At 43.2% G+C, this 20,400-nt stretch carries 20 protein-coding genes, 1 other RNA gene and 1 pseudogene; 17 read left to right on the forward strand and 5 right to left on the reverse strand.

Going from position 1 to position 20,400, the window contains the following annotated elements; translation table 11 throughout:
• The first annotated feature begins 64 nt into the window (after positions 1 to 64).
• From pdxH to ppk1, 3 genes are read left to right on the forward strand one after another with little or no spacing between them, the layout of a single operon-like run.
• Positions 65 to 712: a pyridoxamine 5'-phosphate oxidase gene (gene pdxH / locus EO132_RS05665; RefSeq protein ID WP_127136999.1), complete on the forward strand. Its 648-nt coding sequence runs from the start codon at positions 65 to 67 to the stop codon at positions 710 to 712.
• 11 nt (positions 713 to 723) lie between these two features.
• Entirely contained in the window at positions 724 to 1,212 is a 489-nt protein-coding gene (locus EO132_RS05670) for a SixA phosphatase family protein (protein ID WP_127137000.1), read from the forward strand.
• Positions 1,213 to 3,288, forward strand: a complete 2,076-nt coding sequence (gene ppk1 / locus EO132_RS05675; protein ID WP_127137001.1) for a polyphosphate kinase 1 — start codon at positions 1,213 to 1,215, stop codon at positions 3,286 to 3,288.
• Positions 3,289 to 3,297: 9 nt separating this feature from the next.
• Here the strand turns inward: ppk1 and EO132_RS05680 are convergent, their stop codons facing one another.
• Positions 3,298 to 3,879: a MiaE family protein gene (locus EO132_RS05680; RefSeq protein WP_127137002.1), complete on the reverse strand. Its 582-nt coding sequence runs from the start codon at positions 3,877 to 3,879 to the stop codon at positions 3,298 to 3,300.
• 95 nt (positions 3,880 to 3,974) lie between these two features.
• On the opposite strand from EO132_RS05680, the gene EO132_RS05685 reads away from it, so the two are divergent.
• The 7 genes from EO132_RS05685 to EO132_RS05715 are packed head-to-tail and all read left to right on the forward strand — an operon-like array spanning position 3,975 to position 10,724.
• Positions 3,975 to 4,820, forward strand: coding sequence for an EboA domain-containing protein (locus tag EO132_RS05685; RefSeq protein WP_127137003.1), 846 nt, complete (start codon positions 3,975 to 3,977; stop codon positions 4,818 to 4,820).
• A 4-nt stretch (positions 4,821 to 4,824) separates the two neighbouring features.
• A complete protein-coding gene (locus EO132_RS05690; RefSeq protein ID WP_127137004.1) occupies positions 4,825 to 5,733 on the forward strand; it encodes a TatD family hydrolase in 909 nt (302 codons plus the stop codon).
• Complete coding sequence (gene eboC / locus EO132_RS05695) at positions 5,733 to 6,632, forward strand: UbiA-like protein EboC (protein ID WP_127137005.1); 900 nt, start codon at positions 5,733 to 5,735, stop codon at positions 6,630 to 6,632. Before EO132_RS05690 ends, eboC begins: the two co-directional genes overlap by 1 nt.
• Positions 6,633 to 6,635: 3 nt before the next feature.
• Positions 6,636 to 7,802, forward strand: coding sequence for a 3-dehydroquinate synthase (locus EO132_RS05700; RefSeq protein WP_127137006.1), 1,167 nt, complete (start codon positions 6,636 to 6,638; stop codon positions 7,800 to 7,802).
• The gene (gene eboE / locus EO132_RS05705; protein ID WP_127137007.1) at positions 7,799 to 8,986 is read left to right on the forward strand and encodes a metabolite traffic protein EboE; all 1,188 of its coding nucleotides are present in this window, start codon (positions 7,799 to 7,801) and stop codon (positions 8,984 to 8,986) included. Before EO132_RS05700 ends, eboE begins: the two co-directional genes overlap by 4 nt.
• A complete protein-coding gene (locus EO132_RS05710; protein ID WP_127137008.1) occupies positions 8,986 to 10,359 on the forward strand; it encodes an alkaline phosphatase family protein in 1,374 nt (457 codons plus the stop codon). Before eboE ends, EO132_RS05710 begins: the two co-directional genes overlap by 1 nt.
• A gap of 2 nt (positions 10,360 to 10,361) precedes the next feature.
• Positions 10,362 to 10,724 carry a transmembrane 220 family protein gene (locus tag EO132_RS05715; RefSeq protein ID WP_127137009.1) on the forward strand — a complete coding sequence of 121 codons (363 nt, stop codon included), beginning with the start codon at positions 10,362 to 10,364 and terminating at the stop codon, positions 10,722 to 10,724.
• Here the strand turns inward: EO132_RS05715 and EO132_RS05720 are convergent.
• Positions 10,713 to 12,496 (reverse strand): annotated as a pseudogene (locus EO132_RS05720) (DNA polymerase III subunit gamma/tau). The gene EO132_RS05715 and the pseudogene EO132_RS05720 overlap by 12 nt on opposite strands.
• A 107-nt stretch (positions 12,497 to 12,603) precedes the next feature.
• On the opposite strand from EO132_RS05720, the gene rnpB reads away from it, so the two are divergent.
• Positions 12,604 to 12,927: RNase P RNA component class A (gene rnpB, locus EO132_RS05725), an RNA gene on the forward strand.
• On the opposite strand, the gene EO132_RS05730 is transcribed toward rnpB, so the two are convergent.
• Genes EO132_RS05730 through EO132_RS05740 form a run of 3 tightly spaced genes read right to left on the reverse strand, consistent with a single transcriptional unit; the run spans position 12,923 to position 15,016 of the window.
• Complete coding sequence (locus tag EO132_RS05730; protein ID WP_127137010.1) at positions 12,923 to 13,462, reverse strand: RsmD family RNA methyltransferase; 540 nt, start codon at positions 13,460 to 13,462, stop codon at positions 12,923 to 12,925. The genes rnpB and EO132_RS05730 overlap by 5 nt on opposite strands.
• Before the next feature lies 1 nt (position 13,463).
• On the reverse strand, positions 13,464 to 14,240 hold the full coding sequence (locus EO132_RS05735) for a DUF3822 family protein (RefSeq protein ID WP_235856388.1): 777 nt from the start codon (positions 14,238 to 14,240) through the stop codon (positions 13,464 to 13,466).
• Between the two features lie 38 nt (positions 14,241 to 14,278).
• On the reverse strand, positions 14,279 to 15,016 hold the full coding sequence (locus EO132_RS05740; protein ID WP_127137012.1) for a hypothetical protein: 738 nt from the start codon (positions 15,014 to 15,016) through the stop codon (positions 14,279 to 14,281).
• 108 nt (positions 15,017 to 15,124) lie between these two features.
• Here EO132_RS05740 and EO132_RS05745 point away from each other — a divergent pair, with 108 nt between their 5' ends.
• From EO132_RS05745 to EO132_RS05770, 6 genes are read left to right on the forward strand one after another with little or no spacing between them, the layout of a single operon-like run.
• A complete protein-coding gene (locus EO132_RS05745; protein WP_127137013.1) occupies positions 15,125 to 16,558 on the forward strand; it encodes an ATP-dependent DNA helicase in 1,434 nt (477 codons plus the stop codon).
• A 24-nt stretch (positions 16,559 to 16,582) separates the two neighbouring features.
• Positions 16,583 to 17,155 carry a DUF4126 domain-containing protein gene (locus EO132_RS05750; RefSeq protein WP_417935838.1) on the forward strand — a complete coding sequence of 191 codons (573 nt, stop codon included), beginning with the start codon at positions 16,583 to 16,585 and terminating at the stop codon, positions 17,153 to 17,155.
• Positions 17,156 to 17,195: 40 nt separating this feature from the next.
• A complete protein-coding gene (gene kdsB, locus EO132_RS05755; protein ID WP_205780321.1) occupies positions 17,196 to 17,909 on the forward strand; it encodes a 3-deoxy-manno-octulosonate cytidylyltransferase in 714 nt (237 codons plus the stop codon).
• Positions 17,900 to 18,604 (forward strand): HAD family hydrolase, encoded by a 705-nt coding sequence (locus EO132_RS05760; protein ID WP_127137015.1) that lies wholly within the window; start codon positions 17,900 to 17,902, stop codon positions 18,602 to 18,604. Before kdsB ends, EO132_RS05760 begins: the two co-directional genes overlap by 10 nt.
• Positions 18,604 to 19,731 (forward strand): iron-containing alcohol dehydrogenase family protein, encoded by a 1,128-nt coding sequence (locus tag EO132_RS05765; RefSeq protein WP_127137016.1) that lies wholly within the window; start codon positions 18,604 to 18,606, stop codon positions 19,729 to 19,731. The genes EO132_RS05760 and EO132_RS05765 overlap by 1 nt, the downstream gene beginning before the upstream one ends.
• A 33-nt stretch (positions 19,732 to 19,764) precedes the next feature.
• Positions 19,765 to 20,304: a 1-acyl-sn-glycerol-3-phosphate acyltransferase gene (locus tag EO132_RS05770; protein WP_127137017.1), complete on the forward strand. Its 540-nt coding sequence runs from the start codon at positions 19,765 to 19,767 to the stop codon at positions 20,302 to 20,304.
• The last annotated feature ends 96 nt before the right edge of the window (positions 20,305 to 20,400 follow it).

Below are 20,400 nucleotides of genomic sequence, written 5' to 3' on the forward strand. Positions count from 1 at the left end.
AAATTACAATACTTTTACAAACTCCTTACTTTGAGGAGACCCTATTTTTGCCGAACTTCACATCATGCAAAAAGACCTTGGTGATTACAGAAAATCTTACGAGAAAAGCGAGTTGACCGAAGCATCGGTCAAAGAGAACCCCATGGAACAATTTCAAAAGTGGTTCCATGAGGTCGAGGCCTCTGACGGGGTGGACGAACCCAATGCCATGACGGTCTCTACCTTGGGATTGGATGGTTTTCCAAAAAGTCGCGTCGTACTGATGAAGAAGTTCACTTTTGAAGGCTTTATTTTCTACACCAATTACCAAAGTGAAAAGGGAAAGGCCATCGAAGCGAATCCTTCGGTTTGCCTGTCCTTTTTTTGGCCGAACATGGAGCGCCAGGTCATTATAAAGGGTACTGCGGAAAAAATCGCGGAAAACCTATCCGATGGTTATTTTGAATCCCGTCCGCATGGCAGTCAATTGGGTGCCGTGGTCTCCGAGCAGAGCGAAGTGGTTCCGTCCCGTGAACATTTGGAGGTCAAGTTGAAGGAACTTGAGCAAAAATATGAGGGAAAGGAAGTTCCAAGGCCTGAACATTGGGGAGGGTACTTGGTGCGGCCCGTTTCCATAGAGTTTTGGCAGGGACGCCCCAATAGACTGCATGACAGGCTTCGGTTCTCCCTACAGGAGGATTACGATTGGAAAATAGAACGTTTGGCACCATAAATCCCTAAAAGATGAAACAATTGATACTGATGAGACATGGGAAATCCTCTTGGGATTACGATGTCTCCGATAAAGACAGGCCGTTGAAGCAAAGAGGTATAAACGATGCCCATTTGGTGTCCAAGACCTTTGGACTGCATGCACCCCCCATCGACTTTATATTTTCCAGTCCTGCCAACCGTGCTTTGCACACCAGCATGATTTTTGTGAGAAACCTAGAGTTTGATATGTCCAAGTTCTTGATTAGCAATGCTCTTTACGACTTTTCGGGCAATAGTGTGGAGCAATTTGTGCAAAAGTTGGACAACGGTTTGGATACCGTTGCCATTTTTGGACATAACTATGCCTTTACGTCACTTGCAAATACTTGGGGAGATCAGTATATTGAGAACGTTCCCACAGCCGGACTTGTCCACATTACATTTGGTGTGGACGATTGGGCCAAAATAGCAGAGGGGACCACCAAGCAAATGGTCTTTCCAAAACACTTGAAAAAATAAATGGTAAAAACAACGAACGAATATATAAACAGGGAAATCAGCTGGCTGCAATTCAATGCCAGGGTATTGCAAGAAAGTAAAGACCATAGGGTTCCCCTGATTGACCGCTTACGGTTTCTAGGGATTTTCAGTAACAACTTGGATGAGTTTTTCAAAGTACGCTACGCTACAGTAAAACGTATTGTTGACGCGGGAAAAACAGGTAAAAGTGTATTGGGCGGCGAAAGGGCAAAAGATTTGCTGGAGGAGATTACCAAGATCGTGATCGACCAGCAAGCCCGTAGTTTGGAGATTTTCAAACAGATCGATAAAGAGCTTCGCCAAGAAAATATTTTCATTATAAGGGAAACCGAAGTCAACGAAAGTCAGGCTGAGTTTATTCGGGACTATTTTTTCAAAAAGGTAAATCAAGAGTTGATGACCATCATCTTGAACGACCTTGCCGAGTTTCCGTTGCTGAAGGACACCGCGGCTTATTTAGCTACAAAGATCGTGATGAAAAACGGGTCCGGAAAAGGAAAACACAACCGATATGCCCTTATTGAGATCCCAAAGGGAATAGACCGCTTTGTGGTATTGCCAAAGGAAGGTGACAAAAACTACGTTATCATACTGGATGATTTGATTCGTTTTTGCTTGGATAGCGTGTTTACCATGTTCGATTTTGAATCCATCTCCGCTCATATGATCAAGATTACACGTGATGCTGAATTGGATATCGACAATGATTTGAGCAAGAGCTTTATCGAGAAGATATCTTCCAGTGTGGAGCACAGAAAAATAAGTGATCCCGTGCGATTTGTATACGACAAGAGCATCGACAAGGACACGCTACAGTTCCTAAAGGAAAAAATGGACATCATGGATACGGATAGTGTGATTCCAGGTGGCCGTTATCACAATAGACGGGACTACATGGGCTTTCCAAGTTTGGGGCGCCAGGACCTCATGTACGATAAAATTGAACCGCTACCTGTAAAGGGCCTCAGTATGAAAGGGAGTTTGCTGGATATGATAGCCCATAAGGACTATATGATCTACGCCCCGTACCATACTTTTAGTTATGTGACCAAGTTTTTGCGGGAGGCCGCCTTGGATCCCCAGGTGCGTAGCATAAAAATTACCATTTACCGCTTGGCAAGCGATAGCCAGATAGCATCAGCCTTGGTCAACGCGGTTAAAAACGGAAAACAGGTCACCGTTCAAATCGAGTTGCAGGCAAGGTTCGATGAGCAGAACAACATCGAATACGCCAACTATCTTCAGGATGAGGGGGTCAACCTGATTTTTGGTGTCCCTGGTTTAAAGGTCCACAGTAAAATCTGTTTGGTGGAGCGCGAAGAGGATGATAGAATCAAACGATATGGTTTCATCAGTACCGGAAACTTTAACGAGTCGACCGCAAAGATTTATACCGATTACACCTTGTTCACGGCGCATCAAGGGATTTTAAAGGACATGAACAAAGTCTTTGGTTTCTTTGAGACCAATTACAAAATCAACAAATACAAACATCTGATCGTATCCCCACATTATACCAAATCGACTTTTATGAAGTTGATCGATAAGGAGATTGCTTTTGCCAAAGCGGGAAAGGAAGCTTATATCAAGATCAAGATGAATAGCCTTACTTCGTATAAGATGGTGGACAAGCTTTATGAAGCCAGTAGGGCAGGGGTGAAGGTTCAAATGATCGTAAGGGGTATTTGCTGTTTGATTCCCGGTGTGGAGGGGATGAGTGAGAATATCGAGGCCATTAGTGTGGTCGATAAATTCTTGGAACACCCAAGATTGTTCATTTTCGGCAATGATGGCGATGCTAAAATCTATATTTCATCAGCAGATTGGATGACACGTAACCTGGATTTTAGGGTAGAGGTAGGCTGTCCTGTTTACGACCCGGATATAAGACAGGAACTGCTCGATACCTTTGAGATTTCTTGGAAGGACAATTCCAAGGCCAGGGTGTTCTCCGCAAAACAAGACAATGCCTACAGAAAGAGAGCAAAAGGAACACCTGAATTAAGGTCCCAATTTGCCATGTACGATTATTATAAGGAGAAGCTTGAGGATTAAAAGTATGCACTAACCGTGCATGGTTTCTTTTTTTCCGAGTTCTTTCATCAATTGGGCTTCGTAGTCCAAAAGGTCGTTCCATTTTTGGTCCACTTCCTCTTTGTTGCCGTATTTACGGGCAAATTTCAGGAACATGGTATAGTGGTTGGCTTCGCTGACCATGAGGTTTCTGTAAAACTCGGAAAGTTCCTCATCGTCTATTTCCTCGGAAAGCAATCGGAAACGTTCGCAACTGCGTGCTTCAATCAAAGCTGCGTATAGGAGTTTGTGCACCAAATGCGTTTCCCTACTGCCACCCTTTGGGAAAAATTTCATCAATTGGATAACATATTCATCCTTACGCTCACGGCCCAAGACCCAGCCACGTTTGATGATTTTGTCATGTACCATGTTAAAATGACCCATTTCCTCACGTGCAAGAGCGGTCATTTCCTTGACCAATTCCGATTTCTCAGGGAACCCGATAATCAGGGAAATGGCCGTACTGGCAGCTTTTTGCTCACAGTAAGCATGGTCGGTCAAAATTTCTTCGATGTTCTTTTCAACGATATTGACCCATCTTGGGTCGGTAGGTAATTTAAGGCCTAACATGGTGCTTGTTTTTCCGCAAAGATAATCCGATAGGATTAAATAAATTCGTCTAAGCCCGCTATATTTGTAAATCAACAGTTTTTAGTGGATACCTTATGACCAAAACCCCAAAAGACTTTCTCTCCGATATTCTTGAATTAAACGTGCAAGGGCCCGAATTCCAATGGTTGACGGGCACTGCGGCAAAGATTTCGGAATCAAGGAGCAAAAAGGATTTATACATTTCATATAGCTTATGTACTTCTAAAATTCATGATGAGCCGATTTCTGATTTTGGCTCTCTCGATTTTGGATGGAAAGAGTATCTGGAAGTGCAACAGGCCTCTACCTTGGAGCTGTCCAGAATATTTCTCCTCTCTTCGGTGTTGGAGGCCACAGATGAGTTTTTGAAACCTGTGCAGCAATTGATTCAGATTGCGGACAAGACGGAGCTGGAGACATTTCTAAAATTTTTGGTCTTGTTGCCAAACCCGGATGATTTTAAGTTTGCTGCGGTGGAAGCGCTCAGGACCAATATTGCGACGGTTTTCAATGCCATTTCACAATACAACCCTTACCCTTCCCGATACTTTACCACCGCGGAGTGGAACCAAATGTACTTGAAGTCCGCTTTTATGGAACAGGATTTGAAAAAGATACCCGAAGTGGATGAAATGGCCAATAAGGATTTGGCACGGATCATTTCCGATTATGCGCATGAAAGATGGGCGGCATCAAGGGATATTGACCCCATGTTTTGGCGACCTGTATCCAATTTTTTGGAAGATAAGCTGGTGGATGACATAGAACGTCTGTTCAAAAGTGATAAGGAAAGAGAGCAAAAGGCAGCAACTTTGGTATGCTACCATTCCAATACTGATGAAGCCAAACAACTACTCGAAACATACGACACCTTTCTGCCAAAAGTGGAACAGGGAGATATAACCTGGAAAAATTTATAATACCATGGATGATAAACTAATGATAATAGACCCACACGTTCACATGACCTCCAGAACTACGGATGATTATGAGGCCATGGCTGCAGCTGGTGTGGTCGCTTTGATTGAACCGTCTTTTTGGTTGGGGCAGCCCCGGACACAAGTAGGTTCATTTCAAGATTATTTCAGCAGCCTTGTAGGCTGGGAGCCGTTCAGGGCTTCACAATTTGGAATAAAGCACTATTGTACCATTGGACTCAACTCCAAAGAGGCCAACAACGTGCCTTTAGCCGAGGAAGTAATGGAATTGCTGCCATTGTACCTTCATAAGGAAAATGTGGTGGCCATTGGGGAAATTGGTTACGATGACCAAACCGAGGCCGAAGACCGCTTTTTTAGAGAGCAATTGGAACTGGCCAAGGCATTCAATATGATGGTTCAGGTGCACACTCCACATAGGGACAAAAAGGCAGGGACCATCAAAAGTATGGAGGTATGTCTGGAACATGGCATTGACCCAGGTATGGTCGTGATTGACCATAATAACGAGGAAACCGTTAAAGATGTTTTGGACCGAGGATTTACAGCGGCATTTACCATCTACCCCAAAACTAAAATGGGCAACCAGCGAATGGTGGAAGTCGTCAAAAAATTCGGTAGTGATAATATTATTGTGGATAGTTCAGCGGATTGGGGCGTGAGTGACCCCTTGGCAGTGCCGAAAACAGCGAACTTGATGCTCCAGAACGGAGTGGCTCGGGAAGATGTGGTAAAGACATGCTACCAAAATGCTTTGGATTTTTTCGGCAGATCTGGAAAAATGAAAGAGGAACACTGGTTGACCCCAGAGGCCATTGACCAACGAAAACTGTTCAATGATAATAGTGTGCTACGTGGTCAAGAGCCAAAGGTGGAGGACAACAAAATCGTTTAATGAACCCACGCTTGAAGGCATATCTACAACTCTGCAGGCCTGCCAATCTGCCTACGGCCGCGGCCGATATCCTGGCAGGAATGTCGATATCTGGCCTGTTTGCCGGTTTGGGTGTTTTTGAATTGCCGATCGTGGACTTGCCGCCATTCTTCATGTTGATTATGGCTTCTGTGTTTTTATATGCGGGAGGTGTAGTGCTCAACGATGTGTTTGATGTGGAAATTGACAAAATAGAACGCCCGGAGCGACCTATTCCGAGTGGGGTAGTTCCGTTAAAAATGGCAGGTCTATTTGGTTCCATCTTACTTTTAGTTGGTATTTGTTTGGCTTTTTTGGTGAACAGGGACTGCGGTTTGATTTCCATTTTGTTGGCATTGGCCATTTTAAGTTATGATAAATTCGCAAAGCATCATGCATTTCTTGGACCTCTTAACATGGGAGTGTGCAGGGGATTGAACCTGCTGATGGGTATTTCCTTGTTGAACACTACCGAAAACTGGCCCTATGTGCTTGTCCCTATCGTGTTTATATTTGCCGTGACCATGATAAGTCGCGGAGAGGTACACGGAAAGAACAAGGGCAATATATTACTGGCCGGTCTACTCTATGTGGTAGTACTAATTGGCGTTTTTTATTTGCATCAAGTACATGCAAATGGCGACCTTTGGTATATGATGTTTTTGGGGCTCTTTGCTTTTATGGTTTTCAAACCTTTGATCAAGGCCTACCAAAGCAATACACCGGGAAATATTAAAAAGGCCGTTAAGTCTGGCGTTTTGTCCATTATTTTATTGGATGCTGCCCTAGCGGTTGCACATGCCAATATTATTCTGGGAATAGTAATGCTATTACTGTTGCCATTATCCATATTTCTGGCCAAACAATTTGCAGTTACCTAGTTTATGAACAAAAATTTACCCACCATACGGCAAGAGTTTCAGGTAAAGTATAGCTATCAGCTGCGTTTTACCCAGCATTTATTTGCGACAGAGAATCCAATGTTTAAAGATATATTGGCGGAATACCGTCCCAATCATCCTGTTAAATGTCTTTTTGTGATCGATCAAGGGGTGTTGGATCATCATCCGAACCTTGGAGAGCAAATAAAATCCTATTGCAACAACCATAAAGATCAGATTCAGTTTACTGATTTCATTGCGGTTCCCGGAGGGGAACAAAGCAAAAAGGACCAGTCCAGTGTGAATCAATGCCTAAAGGCCATCAACGATAATGCGATTTGCAGACATTCCTTTGTTGTCGCCATCGGTGGGGGCGCCGTAGTGGATATGGTCGGGTATGCCGCGACCATTGCCCACAGGGGTGTAAAGCTTATAAGGATACCGACTACCGTTTTAGCGCAAAATGATGCTGCGGTAGGAGTAAAGAACAGTGTGAATGCCTTTGACAAAAAGAACTTTCTCGGTACTTTTTCAGTTCCCCATGCCATTATTAACGATTTGGAGTTTTTAAAGACCTTGGATCAGCGTGATTGGGTGGCTGGGATTGCTGAGGCCATCAAAGTAGCTCTGATTAAAGACAAACATTTCTTTGAATATATTGAATCCAATGCAGAAGCTTTGGCGAACCGGGAAATGGAACCGATGGCTTATCTGATTCATCGCTGTGCGGAACTGCATATGGAGCATATCGCCGAAGGAGGGGATCCTTTTGAGAGCGGTTCATCCAGACCTTTGGATTTTGGCCATTGGTCTGCCCATAAACTGGAATATATGACCAATTATAGCTTACGTCATGGCGAAGCTGTGGCGATAGGAATGGGAATCGACATGGTCTATGCCGGTGTAACAGGTGTCTTGGAAGATGACTTGGACAGGGTTTTGAGCGTTATCAAAAAGGTAGGCTTCTCATTGGAAGTTCCATTTGAAAAGGATGAGGATATCAAAGAATTACTCAACGGAATTGAGGAGTTTCGTGAGCATTTGGGAGGAGAACTTACCATTCCATTGATTCCCAAAATCGGAACAAAAACCGATGTCCACAGCATCGATTATCCAAAAATGGAAAAAGCAGTCCGAAGCTTCATGTACAAACCGCAAAACTCTATATGAGGATTAAGCAAAAATATCAGCTGACCTATTGCACAAATATCCACGCAGGTGGCGATTGGGAAGAAACATTTACGAGTTTAAAGCAACATCTGCCAAAAATAAAACACTCCGTCTCTCCCGACCAAGCTTTTGGTCTAGGGTTACGATTGAGCAGTGCTGCTAGTTTGGAACTGGACGAAGGACAACTTCAGGGGTTCAAAGATTGGCTTGCGCAACAGGACTGCTATGTATTTACCATGAACGGGTTTCCTTATGGAAATTTCCATGGCGAGCCCGTTAAGGATCAAGTCCATGTGCCTGATTGGACCACAAACGAGCGGTTGAACTATACCCTAAGGCTATTCAAGCAATTGGATTTTTTAGCTCCTGAAGGCATGGAATGTGGCATTTCCACATCTCCCGTTTCCTATAAGCATTGGTTTGATAGTGAAGCGGAAAAGAAAGAAGCCTTTGCCAAGGGTGCGGACCAAATGGTTCGAGTAGCTTTGGAATTGTTCAAAATTGAAAGGGCATCCGGTAGGTACATGCACTTGGATGTGGAACCTGAGCCCGATGGTTTCTTGGAGAACACGCAAGAAGTACTCGATTATTATCAAGATTACTTGATACCAGAGGCTAAAAAGGCCTTTGAACCCTTTCAATTGGGTCCTGAAAAGGTAGAAGAGCTGCTCAAAAGATATATTACCGTCTGTTACGATGTATGTCATTTCGCATTGGCCTACGAAGAACCGGGTTGGACCTTTGAAAGGTTCAAGGCGACCAACATCAATGTTGGGAAAATTCAAGTCAGTGCAGCCCTGAAGATTATCTTCAACAAGGATAGGGAAGAGGAGCTTTGGGACACCTTGGCCGAATTCAATGAACCCGTTTATTTGCATCAGGTTACCGAAATGGAGGATGGAAAAGTAAAAACATACAATGACCTACCTGTTGTTTTGGAGAAGAAGGCGCCATTTCGTGAGTTGCGCTCCCATTTTCATGTGCCCATATTTTTGAAGGACTACGGACTGCTTCAATCCACACAAGACCAAATTGAAAAGGTGTTGGAGTATTTGGAAAGTAACTTTGTAAGCCATCATATTGAAGTGGAAACCTATACGTGGGACGTTTTGCCGAACGAACTGAAAGTACCGATTACAGAGTCCATTGCGAGGGAGCTGGAATGGATGAAATCAAGATTATAATGAAGAAGACCGTTGTTATCAACATTGTTGGGCTTACGAATAGATTGATAGGGGAGCATACACCCTTCATAAAATCATTTCTGGAAATGGGTAAGAATGGTGTTGTCAAGCCTGTGCTGCCTGCTGTTACCTGTTCTGCGCAAAGCACTTATTTAACAGGTAAATGGCCCACGGAACATGGTATTGTTGGCAATGGGTGGTTTTTTAAGGAGGAATTGGAAGTCAAGTTTTGGCGTCAGGGAAATCCTTTGGTACAATCCGATAAAATTTGGGACGAGTTGAAAAGCTTGGATTCAACCTTTACCTGTGCCAATATGTTCTGGTGGTACAACATGTACAATACGGTTGATTTTAGCGCTACTCCGAGACCTAACTATTTGGCCGACGGCAGAAAAATACCGGACATTTATACCTATCCTGCTCAACTAAGGGATAAGCTCCAGGCGAAGTTGGGGACCTTTCCCTTGTTCAAGTTCTGGGGCCCGAAAACCTCCATAGCGTCAAGTAGATGGATTGCAGATGCCACCATGGAAATGGACAAGGACCACGACCCGACCTTGACCTTGGTGTACTTACCCCACTTAGATTATAATACGCAACGCCATGGACTGAATTTCGATGTCCTGCGGAAGGATTTAAATGAAATTGATGTGGTGGTCAAAGATTTGGTGGAATATTACGAGGCGCAATCAGCAAATGTGATTTTGTTGTCGGAATATGGAATTACCAATGTATCCAATCCAATCCACATTAACAGGTACCTCAGAAAGAAAGGATATTTGGGAATTCGGGTAGAAAGAGGTTTGGAACTGTTGGATGCAGGTGCTAGTGACGCCTTTGCGGTGGCGGACCATCAAATTGCACATGTGTATGTCAAAACATCCACTGATTACCAAAAGCTACACGACTATTTGAATACGATTCCTGGGGTGGAAAAAGTCATTCCAAAGAATGAACTGGAAGCGAATCATTTGAACCACGAACGTGCTGGGGATTTTGTGCTTGTTGCTGACAAGGATAGTTGGTTTACGTATTATTTTTGGGAAGATGATGCCGTGGCGCCCGATTACGCAAGAATGGTGGATATCCACAAAAAACCGGGATATGATCCCGTGGAGATGTTTACCGATCCCAAGGATAAGCTCATTATGCTTAAGGTAATATGGAAACTCATGAAAAAGAAGTTGGGCTTCAGAACAGTGTTGGATATTATTCCGTTAAAGGCTGAGTTGGTAAAAGGGTCACATGGAAGAATACCTGAAGATAAGGAGGATTGGCCTATTCTGGCGACCAACAATACGGACGGATTGTCCAAAAAGGAGCTAGTGGCAACAGAAGTTTATGATGTACTTAAAAATCATGTAATTCAATAAATATGGAAACGTTCTTCAAAATTTTCGCGCTTGTTTTCACCCTCTTGTTCGGATATGCCATAGTGGTGCAGTTCAACGATCCAGATGCCTTAAAATGGATTCTCATTTATTTGGCTGCTGTGGTAGCATCAGTACTTTTTCTGCTGAAGAAACTTAAAACTATTGTATATTTTTTACTGACGATTTTCTTTTTGGTACTCTTCGTGGTCTATTGGCCCGAAACCTACGAAGGCGTACAATTGGACCATGGTATGAAAACCGTGAATATTGAAGAAGGGCGCGAGTCTTTGGGGTCTTTGATTGCGGCGGTGGTAATGTTGGTCTATGGATTGAGAACCCGTTTTGTGAACAGGTCAAAAATCTAAATCAAATTCTTGTCGCAGTAAATCCAGATTTGGGTTTTTCTCCCGTAGCTTTTCATACTTTTCCTCGGGGGTAAAGGCAAATTTTTTGGCAACCTCTTCATTTACCGTAATGTAAAGTGAAATGGAGTAGTTGTTCAGTTTTTGTTTCAGGTAATCGAGCATTAGGCTTTGTTCCCGTTCAATTTCCTTTTTCATGGTACCGTTGGGAAGCTCTATCCAAATGGTATTCTCATTTTTGAGTTTGGGCACATCCGTTTGGAGGTTACTTGCCAATATTTTTCGGCCTTGTTTTTCCAATTGGTGTACGAAATCGTCCCAATGCTGTTGCATTACTTTCTCTTCAAAGGCGTCTTTGGGCAAGTCTTTTTCATCAATGCTGGGAGACTTGGTGTTCTCATGGGCCTTTTTGACCTTGATACTCGATAGCGAAAGTCCAGATACCCTTTTTTCAGATCCTTTTATTTCAATCTTTTTGGGCTGGTACGATTCTTTAGGTTCGTTGATTCGTTCTTTTTCAGGCTCTTTTGTTTTCGGAGCAGCAATCTCTTGGGAAGATTGCGTTGCTGTAGCTGCTGGTATTATCGCCCCTTTTTCTTCGGTTGTAGGTAGTGTAGTCGCCGAATCTTTATTTTCAGGGGGTTCTGTGCCGTTTGTTGTGATGGTCTTTCCTTTGAAAAAGGAAGCGGGTATTATGAAATCAGCTTTTTTTTTTCTCCATCGAAAGTGATGGAGGCCAATTTCATAAGGGTAAGCTCTACGAGCAATCGTTGATTTTTGCTTGTCTTGTATTGCAGGTCGCACTCGTTGGCCAAGTCAATGGCCTTTAACAGAAATTGTTTTGATGCTTTTTTTGCCTGGTCTTGATATTGTTTGGTTACATCTTCACCTACCTCGAGCAAGTTTAAGGTATCAGGGTGTTGGCATACCATCAAATCCCTGAAGTGTGATGCCAAGCCAGTAATGAAATGATGACCATCAAAACCAAGGGATAGAGTTTTGTTGAACAGGATCAACAATTCGGGAATGTTGTTCTCCAGAATCAAATCGGTTGCCGAGAAGTAAATGTCGTAATCAAGAACGTTGAGGTTTTCCGTTACGGCTTTTCTTGTCAATTCTTTTCCCGAGAAGCTTACTACCCGGTCAAAAATAGAGAGGGCATCGCGCATGGCGCCATCCGCCTTTTGGGCTATAATGTGAAGTGCACTCTCTTCAGCTTCGATACCTTGTTGTTCGGCAATATGTTTTAGGTATTCCGAAGCATCCTTTACCGTGATGCGCTTAAAATCAAAAATTTGGCATCGGGATAGGATGGTGGGTATAATTTTATGCTTCTCCGTGGTGGCCAAGATAAAAATGGCATGTTTTGGAGGTTCTTCCAAGGTCTTCAAAAAAGCATTGAAGGCCGATTGTGAGAGCATATGGACCTCATCAATAATATAAACCTTGTACTTGCCTGCTTGCGGAGGAATGCGTACCTGATCTATCAAACTCCGGATATCGTCCACAGAGTTGTTGGAGGCCGCATCCAGCTCAAAAATATTGAAGGCAAAATCCTCATCTTCCCGTTCCGTCCCGTCTTGGTTGATCTTTTTGGCCAAAATACGGGCACAGGTGGTTTTGCCCACACCTCTTGGACCGCAGAACAACAGGGCCTGGGCCAAATGATTGTTCTCGATGGCATTGAGCAGGGTATTGGTAATGGAAGACTGGCCCACAACATCCTTGAATGTCTGGGGTCTATATTTTCTAGCTGATACTATAAAAGGTTCCAATACTCGGGAAAATAGAATTACTACAAATATAAAAATAGGAAGCGGCAAACTTGCCCAGAAGGGAACACTTAGGCCGTTTTTTATTAACAATTGGAGTACCTTTGTGCACAGCAGGCCACCTTATCGCTGCAAGTATGGACAACCATGCTTGAAGAGGAAAGTCCGGACACCAGAGTGCGGCATAGCGGGTAACGCCCGTCCGCCGTGAGGCGAGGACCAGTGCAACAGAAAGCAAGTACAGTTCGGCTGTAGTGAAATCAGGTAAACTCTATGCGGTGAAACGTCATGTAAACCAATGTTCGAGGGCTGCACGCCCGAGTTGGAGGGTAGGCGGTTGGAACACTTGGGCAACCATTTGTCTAGATAAATGATAAGGAGTTCCCAAAATTAATTTGGGATGCACAGAATCCGGCTTATGGCCTGCTTTTATTCTATTTCAAAAAAACTGAAAATACTTCCGCCATATTTCCGTTGTTCTGAAAATTTTGGATGTTCGGAAAGATCAGTGTGCTCGGAGTGCTCTATGATCAAAACGCCATCTTCCAGTAACAGTTCTTTTTCAAAGACAAGATTGGCGATTTCCAAAAATTGTTCGGTTTCAAAATCATAGGGCGGGTCGGCAAAAATAAGGTCGAATTTATCCGCACTGCCCTGCAAGTATTTGAATACCTCCGATTTGATCGTGTTGATGGAAAACCCCAGCTCTTGTGCCGTTTTTGAAATGTAACGAACGCATCCTTGAAAACCATCAACTGCTGTGATGTTTTCCACCCCGCGTGATGCAAACTCATAACTGATGTTCCCTGTTCCTGAAAAAAGGTCGAGTACTTTGATTTCATCAAAATAGAACCTATTGTTCAGAATATTGAACAGGGCTTCCTTTGCCATGTCCGTGGTGGGGCGTACGGGAAGCTTTTTTGGGGCAGTCAATCTTTTGCCCTTGTATTTTCCTGAAATGATTCGCATTCTAAAGAGCGCTTAAAATCGAGAAATCGATGCTTTCGTTTTCCAACTGTTCCAAAGGAAAGGAAGGGTTGCTGGGCACAAAAACAGCAATGTTTTTGATGTATTTGTAGCAAAGCTCATAAATCGGGTCGCCCTCTTCCACGGCACCAAAAAGTTTTAGGTGGACTTTTGCCAAGTCTACTTGCAATTGTTCCAAACTGAAAAGTAAATAATAAAGGAAATCCTCTTTGTTCTTGTACTCGAACTGATTGTAAAAGAGGAGCTTTTTATCGGATATGACCATCATCTCCATCTCCCGCTCGGATACTTGAACGTAACAAACGGATTCGGTCGTGGTTCTACTTTGATTCAATAAAGTGTTGATGAGAACGGTGCCGCTATGCTTGAACTCAAACTCTCCAAAAAGCTCGAAAATGTAGTTGTTTATATTGGTGTACGGGATGTACACATTTACGATTTCCTGATTGGGAATCTCATCGTAGGCGATAAGATCGTTTGCCATGATCTTGGCATTGAACTTTAAATAGTTTGGTAGTTCTTCTTTGTTGAAAAGTGGCTTGGGCACCAAACTGAACATATTGTTTTTGTGTATGACCAGGACTTCGGAGAAATTTCTGCCAATCTCCCCTTGCTTGCTCAACTTCTCCTTGAGTTCCTTGAGCATCAGGTAGGGGGTAAGTTGTGTTTTGAAATTTACCCGTTCAAAGGCAAGGATCTTGTTGGTAATGGTATCCAGTACACAAAAAGAAAGTCCATTCAAGCCAGCTTGAATGGACAATTTTCTATGAGTGCTATTTGATTCGTTCTGTGCTATAGCTAGTTCTTCTTTTTCCTATCGTAGATAGGTGGCCAGTTACCGTTTGTGCTAACTTCGGTCAAGGAACCAACTTTGATCTCATCTCCATTAACCTCTTCCACGCTCTGGTAAGCTTTCTCTTTTTCAAGCAAGTCTTCCGGCTGGTCGTAAAGAACAACATCTTTCTTCACTTTGGCCTCAAAAACAGGAGCATTGTAACCGCTCTTTTCAATAATGTCCGCCTTCATTTCAAAGGTTTCGTTATTCTGAGCGTATGGTACATTCATCATGGATTTGTATCGGTCATCAGCACCAAATAGGGAATCCTTCACCTTAACGGTCCCCAAAGTATCAATGATGATGGTGTCCTGTTGCATATCAATTTGATAAGCTCTATCATATCTCATAAACGAAGAATCGCGCTGAGTGGTAATCGTATAGTTGCCCGTGTCGATAAATTTGATCAAGCTTTCAAAATTGCCTGCGTATTTTCCGTTTACGGTTTTGTAAGCTTCTTGGGAATCCCTGATGTCCTTCAGTTTGTTGATTACTGCGGTGAATCTTTCGTTTCTTACTTTATTGAACTTGATAGGGGCATTGATGGAATCGTATATTTTATAACCAAGGTAAATACTCAAGATTCCGAATAAAATTACAAGAACTGGCTTTACTTTTTGAGGTAAAAATCTATCGATCAAGAAAACAAGCCCTATGGTCACAAGGCATATTAATACAACAATAAGAATTAAGTTTAACATATCTGATACTGTCTTTCAAAAGTTAATTTAGTGGTTACAGACAAATCTACAATATTTTTTTTATTGGAAAACTTTTTGCTTTAAAAAAGACCGCTATATTTAGTGCTCATGAAGGATTTTAACGCACCTGGATTTTTAAGGATTTTAACCGAAAAATTTCCCCATCAACCTACCGTAAAGCAGGGACTGGCACTTAATAAGCTGGCTAACTTTGTTTTAGAGGGCAAAAAGGACGATGTGTTCCTGCTCAAAGGGTTTGCTGGAACGGGAAAAACAACGCTCGTGGCCACTTTGGTGAGCAGTCTATGGAAAGTGAAAATGAGTTCCGTTTTGATGGCACCTACGGGCAGAGCGGCAAAAGTAATGTCCGTTTATTCGGGAAACAAGGCTTTTACGATTCACAAAAAGATATATTTTCCAAAGAAGCAATCGGGTGGGGGAATCCAATTTGTATTGGCCCCGAACAAGCATCGCAACACGGTTTTTATTGTGGACGAAGCTTCCATGATTCCTGATGCACCTTCGGATTCCAAACTGTTTGAAAACGGGTCTCTTTTGGACGATTTGATGTACTATGTCCACTCGGGCCATAATTGCAAATTGATTTTGATCGGCGATACCGCCCAGTTGCCACCGGTAAAATTGGAGTTGAGCCCGGCTTTGGATGAAAACCGTCTTTCCTTAAATTATAATAAGGAAGTGGAATGTTTGGAATTGGACGAAGTGATGCGGCAATCCGATGATTCCGGAATCCTCCATAATGCCACCAACCTTAGAGAGCAATTGCAATCGGAATTTTTCGATGACTTTAAATTTGACCTGCAGAGATATACCGACATTGTCCGTCTCATTGATGGCAACGAAATCCAAGAAGCCATTGATTCGTCCTACAGTGAAAACGGAAAGGAACAAACGGCCATCATTGTTCGGTCCAATAAAAGGGCCAACCTCTACAATCAAAATATAAGGGAGCGTATCCTTTTTCTGGACAACGAAATTTCCGTAGGCGATTATATGATGGTGGTCAAAAACAACTATTTCTGGCTGAAACCCAATTCCGAAGCGGGTTTTATTGCCAATGGCGACATTATAGAGGTATTGGAACTTTTTGCCATTAAAGAACTATACGGATTCAAATTTGCCGAGGTAAAGGTAAAAATGGTGGATTATCCCAATCAAAAGCCTTTTGAGACCGTATTGCTATTGGATACCATTACCGCTGAAACGCCTTCACTTTCCTATGAGGATGGGAACAAGCTCTACCAAGAGGTAATGAAGGATTACGCCCACGAAAAATCCAAGTACCGTAAGTTTTTGGGCGTGAAGAACAACCGCTTTTTTAATGCCCTACAGGTCAAGTTTTCATATGCCGTTACCTGCCACAAATCCCAAGGGGGTCAGTGGGACACGGTTTTTGTGGAACAGCCCTACTTGCCCAATGGTGTGGACAAGGATTATCTCAGATGGCTCTATACAGCAGTGACAAGGGCTGAGCGAAAACTCTATTTGATAGGTTTCAAGGATGATTTTTTTCTTGACTAGGAAAAACCTATTTTAGACATCAGCATGAATATTGAACCGGATACCATAATAAGTTTATTCCTCGGAATAGGACTGGCGGCCTCCACAGGTTTTCGCGTCTTTCTCCCGCTTTTTGCACTTAGCTTTGCGGCCTATATGGGAGTTTGGGACCTGAACGAAAACTGGCAGTGGATCGGTAGTCTCACTGCCTTGATCACCCTTGGGGTGGCAACCATCGTTGAGATTTTCGCCTACTTCATTCCTTGGGTGGATAATGCCTTGGATGGAATTGCACTTCCCTTGGCAGGAATCGCGGGTACTGCAGTGGTCGTGTCAACAGCGGCCAATCTAGATCCGGTAGTGACCTGGTCCTTGGCCATTATCGCAGGTGGAGGAACCGCAACAGCAATTAAAGGGGGAAATGCCGCAGGAAGGTTGGCTTCCACGGGAACGACCGGGGGATTGGCGAATCCTTTGGTGTCCACAGTGGAGACAGGTGCAGCCGTAGCGGTGAGCACGGCATCCATTTTGGTCCCGCCCATTGCTGCGATTCTGGTCATCATCATATTGCTGATCATATTCAGGATTTACAGAAAGATCAGGCCCAAGGCCAAATAGAAGTTTATCAACCAAAAAACGACAAGTGAAGATAATTTCCATGATTCCCGCCCGCTATCAAGCCTCTAGGTTTCCGGCAAAACTAATGCAGGACCTTGGCGGCAAGCCTGTGATTGTGCGCACCTACGAAGCGGCAGTGAACACAGGACTTTTTGATGAGGTGTACGTGGTAACCGACAGTCCCATAATTTCCGATGTGATTCAGGGAATAGATGGCAAGGTGATCATGAGCAAAAGAACCCATGAGAGTGGAAGTGATAGAATCGCCGAAGCCGTTGAGGATATGGATGTGGATGTGGTGATCAATGTGCAGGGCGATGAACCCTTTATCGATGCCGAAAGTTTGGGGAAAATCATTCAAGTTTTCAAAAATGATACCGGAAGGGAAATTGATCTTGGTTCCCTGATGACGCCAATTACCGATTGGGATGAAATAGCAAACCCCAACACGGTAAAAGTCATTGTGGACAACCAAGGCTTTGCACTTTATTTTTCGCGTTCCCCGATTCCTTATCCCCGTGACAAGGAAGTCGAAGCAACTTATTACAAGCATAAAGGGGTTTATGTGTTTAGAAAACGAGCACTGATGGACTTTCAAAAGTTACCGATGTTGCCCTTGGAGGCCAAAGAAAAAATTGAGGCGATACGCTTTTTGGAATACGGAAAAAAAATAAAAATGGTGGAAACCCACGTCACGGGCATCGAAATCGATACCCCTGAAGATTTGGAACGCGCAAGAAAAGTATGGAAGTAGATTTCTCCAACATAAAGACCATTGGCTTTGATGCGGATGATACCCTTTGGGTCAACGAAACCTATTTTAGGGATACCGAGGAAAAGTTCGCTGAGCTTTTGGAAGGTTATGAGACCAAGAACAAGATAGACCAAGAGCTCTTCAAAATGGAAATGGACAATTTGGAGACCTATGGTTATGGTATCAAAGGTTTTATGCTTTCCATGATAGAATCGGCTTTGGACCTTTCCAACAATAAGGTCCCGCAAGAGACCATAGGGGAAATATTGAACCTCGGCAAAAGGATGATTTCCCACCCAGTGGAACTATTGGAAGGAGTAGAGGAAGTCCTCTCCCAATTGATGGGCAAGTATCGATTGATCGTGCTCACAAAAGGTGATCTATTGGATCAAGAACGGAAACTGGAAAAGTCCGGATTGTCCCAGTATTTCCATCATGTGGAAGTTCTGAGCGATAAAAAAGAAAGTAATTACAAGAATTTGTTGGAGCATTTAAATATAGATGTCAATGAGTTTTTGATGATAGGAAATTCCTTAAAGTCGGATGTATTGCCTATCTTAAACATTGGGGCGAAAGCCGTGCATGTGCCGTTTCATACCACATGGGCCCATGAGATGGTTTCGGAAGACGAAGAGGTGAACAACCATCTTAAATTGAACAGCCTCAAGGATATTTTGAAGTATTTGGACAACTAATGAAGACAGACAATAATTTGAAGAAGCAAGAAACAACCTCAACCCATAAAACTACGTTCAAGAACTTTCCCATGGTGCCCAGAGTAATTTTTGGTGCCGGATGTTTCTCGCAACTAGGGGATATTTTGTTGCCCATGCGCAAGAGTTCGGAGGCGCCATTTATTTTTTTGGTGGACGATTTCTTCGAGAACGAGGAGTTTTTGGCAAAGGTACCGTTGATGTTCAACGATGAGGTCATTTTTATATCGGCGGAAGAAGAGCCAAAAACAGCTCAAGTGGATGCCCTGGTGGCCAAAATCAGGGAAAAATACAGCGAATTGCCCTCTGGGGTAATCGGTATTGGCGGTGGTACGCTGCTCGATTTGGCCAAGGCCGTTTCCATCCTTTTGAACAACAAGGGCTTGGCGAAGGATTATCAGGGTTGGGATTTGGTGAACAAACCGGCCTTGTATCATGTCGGGATTCCTACCATTAGTGGAACCGGAGCCGAGGTTTCCAGAACGACCGTACTTTTAGGACCGGAAAAAAAACTGGGCATCAATTCGGACTTTACACCTTTTGATCAGGTGCTGTTGGACCCTGATTTTAGTACAACTGTTCCCAAAGAACAATGGTTTTACACCGGAATGGACTGCTTTATACATTGTGTGGAGTCTTTGACCGGTACTTATCTGAACGCCTTTAGCCAAAGCTATGGCGAAAAGGCCATGGAGCTCTGCAAGCAGGTGTTCTTGGAAGATATAACTCCAGAAGAATCCAGGGATAAGTTAATGATGGCCTCTTGGCATGGAGGAATGAGCATTGCCTATTCCCAAGTGGGTGTGGCACACGCCATGAGCTACGGACTTTCCTATCTTTTGGGTATAAAGCATGGTATTGGAAATTGCTTGGTTTTTCAACATTTGGAAGAGTTTTACCCCGATGGAGTGGCACTTTTCAATAAAATGATGGAAAAGCACAATATAACATTGCCAAAAGGAATTTGTACCGATCTTACTCAAAACGACTTTGATATTATGGTGAATATCTCATTGGGTTTGAAGCCTTTATGGGAAAACGCCTTGGGCAAGGATTGGAAAACCATAATGACGCCAGAGCGTCTTCAAGCGTTGTATCAAAAAATATAAGATTCTTCCTGATCTATCAGGTTCGCAATAAAAATGCAATCGCTGGCCAAATTCATCTATTTTAAACTACTGGGGTGGAAACTCGTAGGTAGCTTTCCTGACTTGGATAAATGCGTGGTCATCGTGGTACCGCATACACATTGGTTGGATTTCTTCATGGGCCTGTTGATACGGAAGGTCATCAACAAGGAAATCAACTATATTGGCAAAAAGAGTCTTTTTAAACCACCCTTTGGTTGGTTTTTCAGGTGGACGGGAGGAGCGCCAGTAGATCGATCTAAAAAATCCAATACAGTGGACAGCATCGTCCAAATTTTCAATTCCCGAAACGTATTCCGGCTTGCCTTGGCACCCGAAGGAACAAGAAAAAAAGTGGAACAGCTCCGAACAGGTTTTTATCATATTGCCAAAAAGGCCCAAGTACCCATTGTGATGGTTGCTTTTGATTTTGGCCAAAAGGAAATCAAAATAGGGGAACCATTTTTCACAGTGGACAATCAAGAAAGTGACCTCCAGAAAATCAGGGATTTCTATAAAGGTGTAAAGGGCAAAGTTCCCGAATACAGTTATTAAGGAAGAATACCTGACCATTTTGAATTCCATAAAATTTCACAAAAAGACTGATTTCCAATGGTAAGAACAGTTGATTGCAATGGTGTTGGCAGTGTT

It is taken from the genome of Flagellimonas oceanensis (assembly GCF_003992595.1).
Classification (GTDB): Bacteria; Bacteroidota; Bacteroidia; order Flavobacteriales; family Flavobacteriaceae; genus Flagellimonas; species Flagellimonas oceanensis.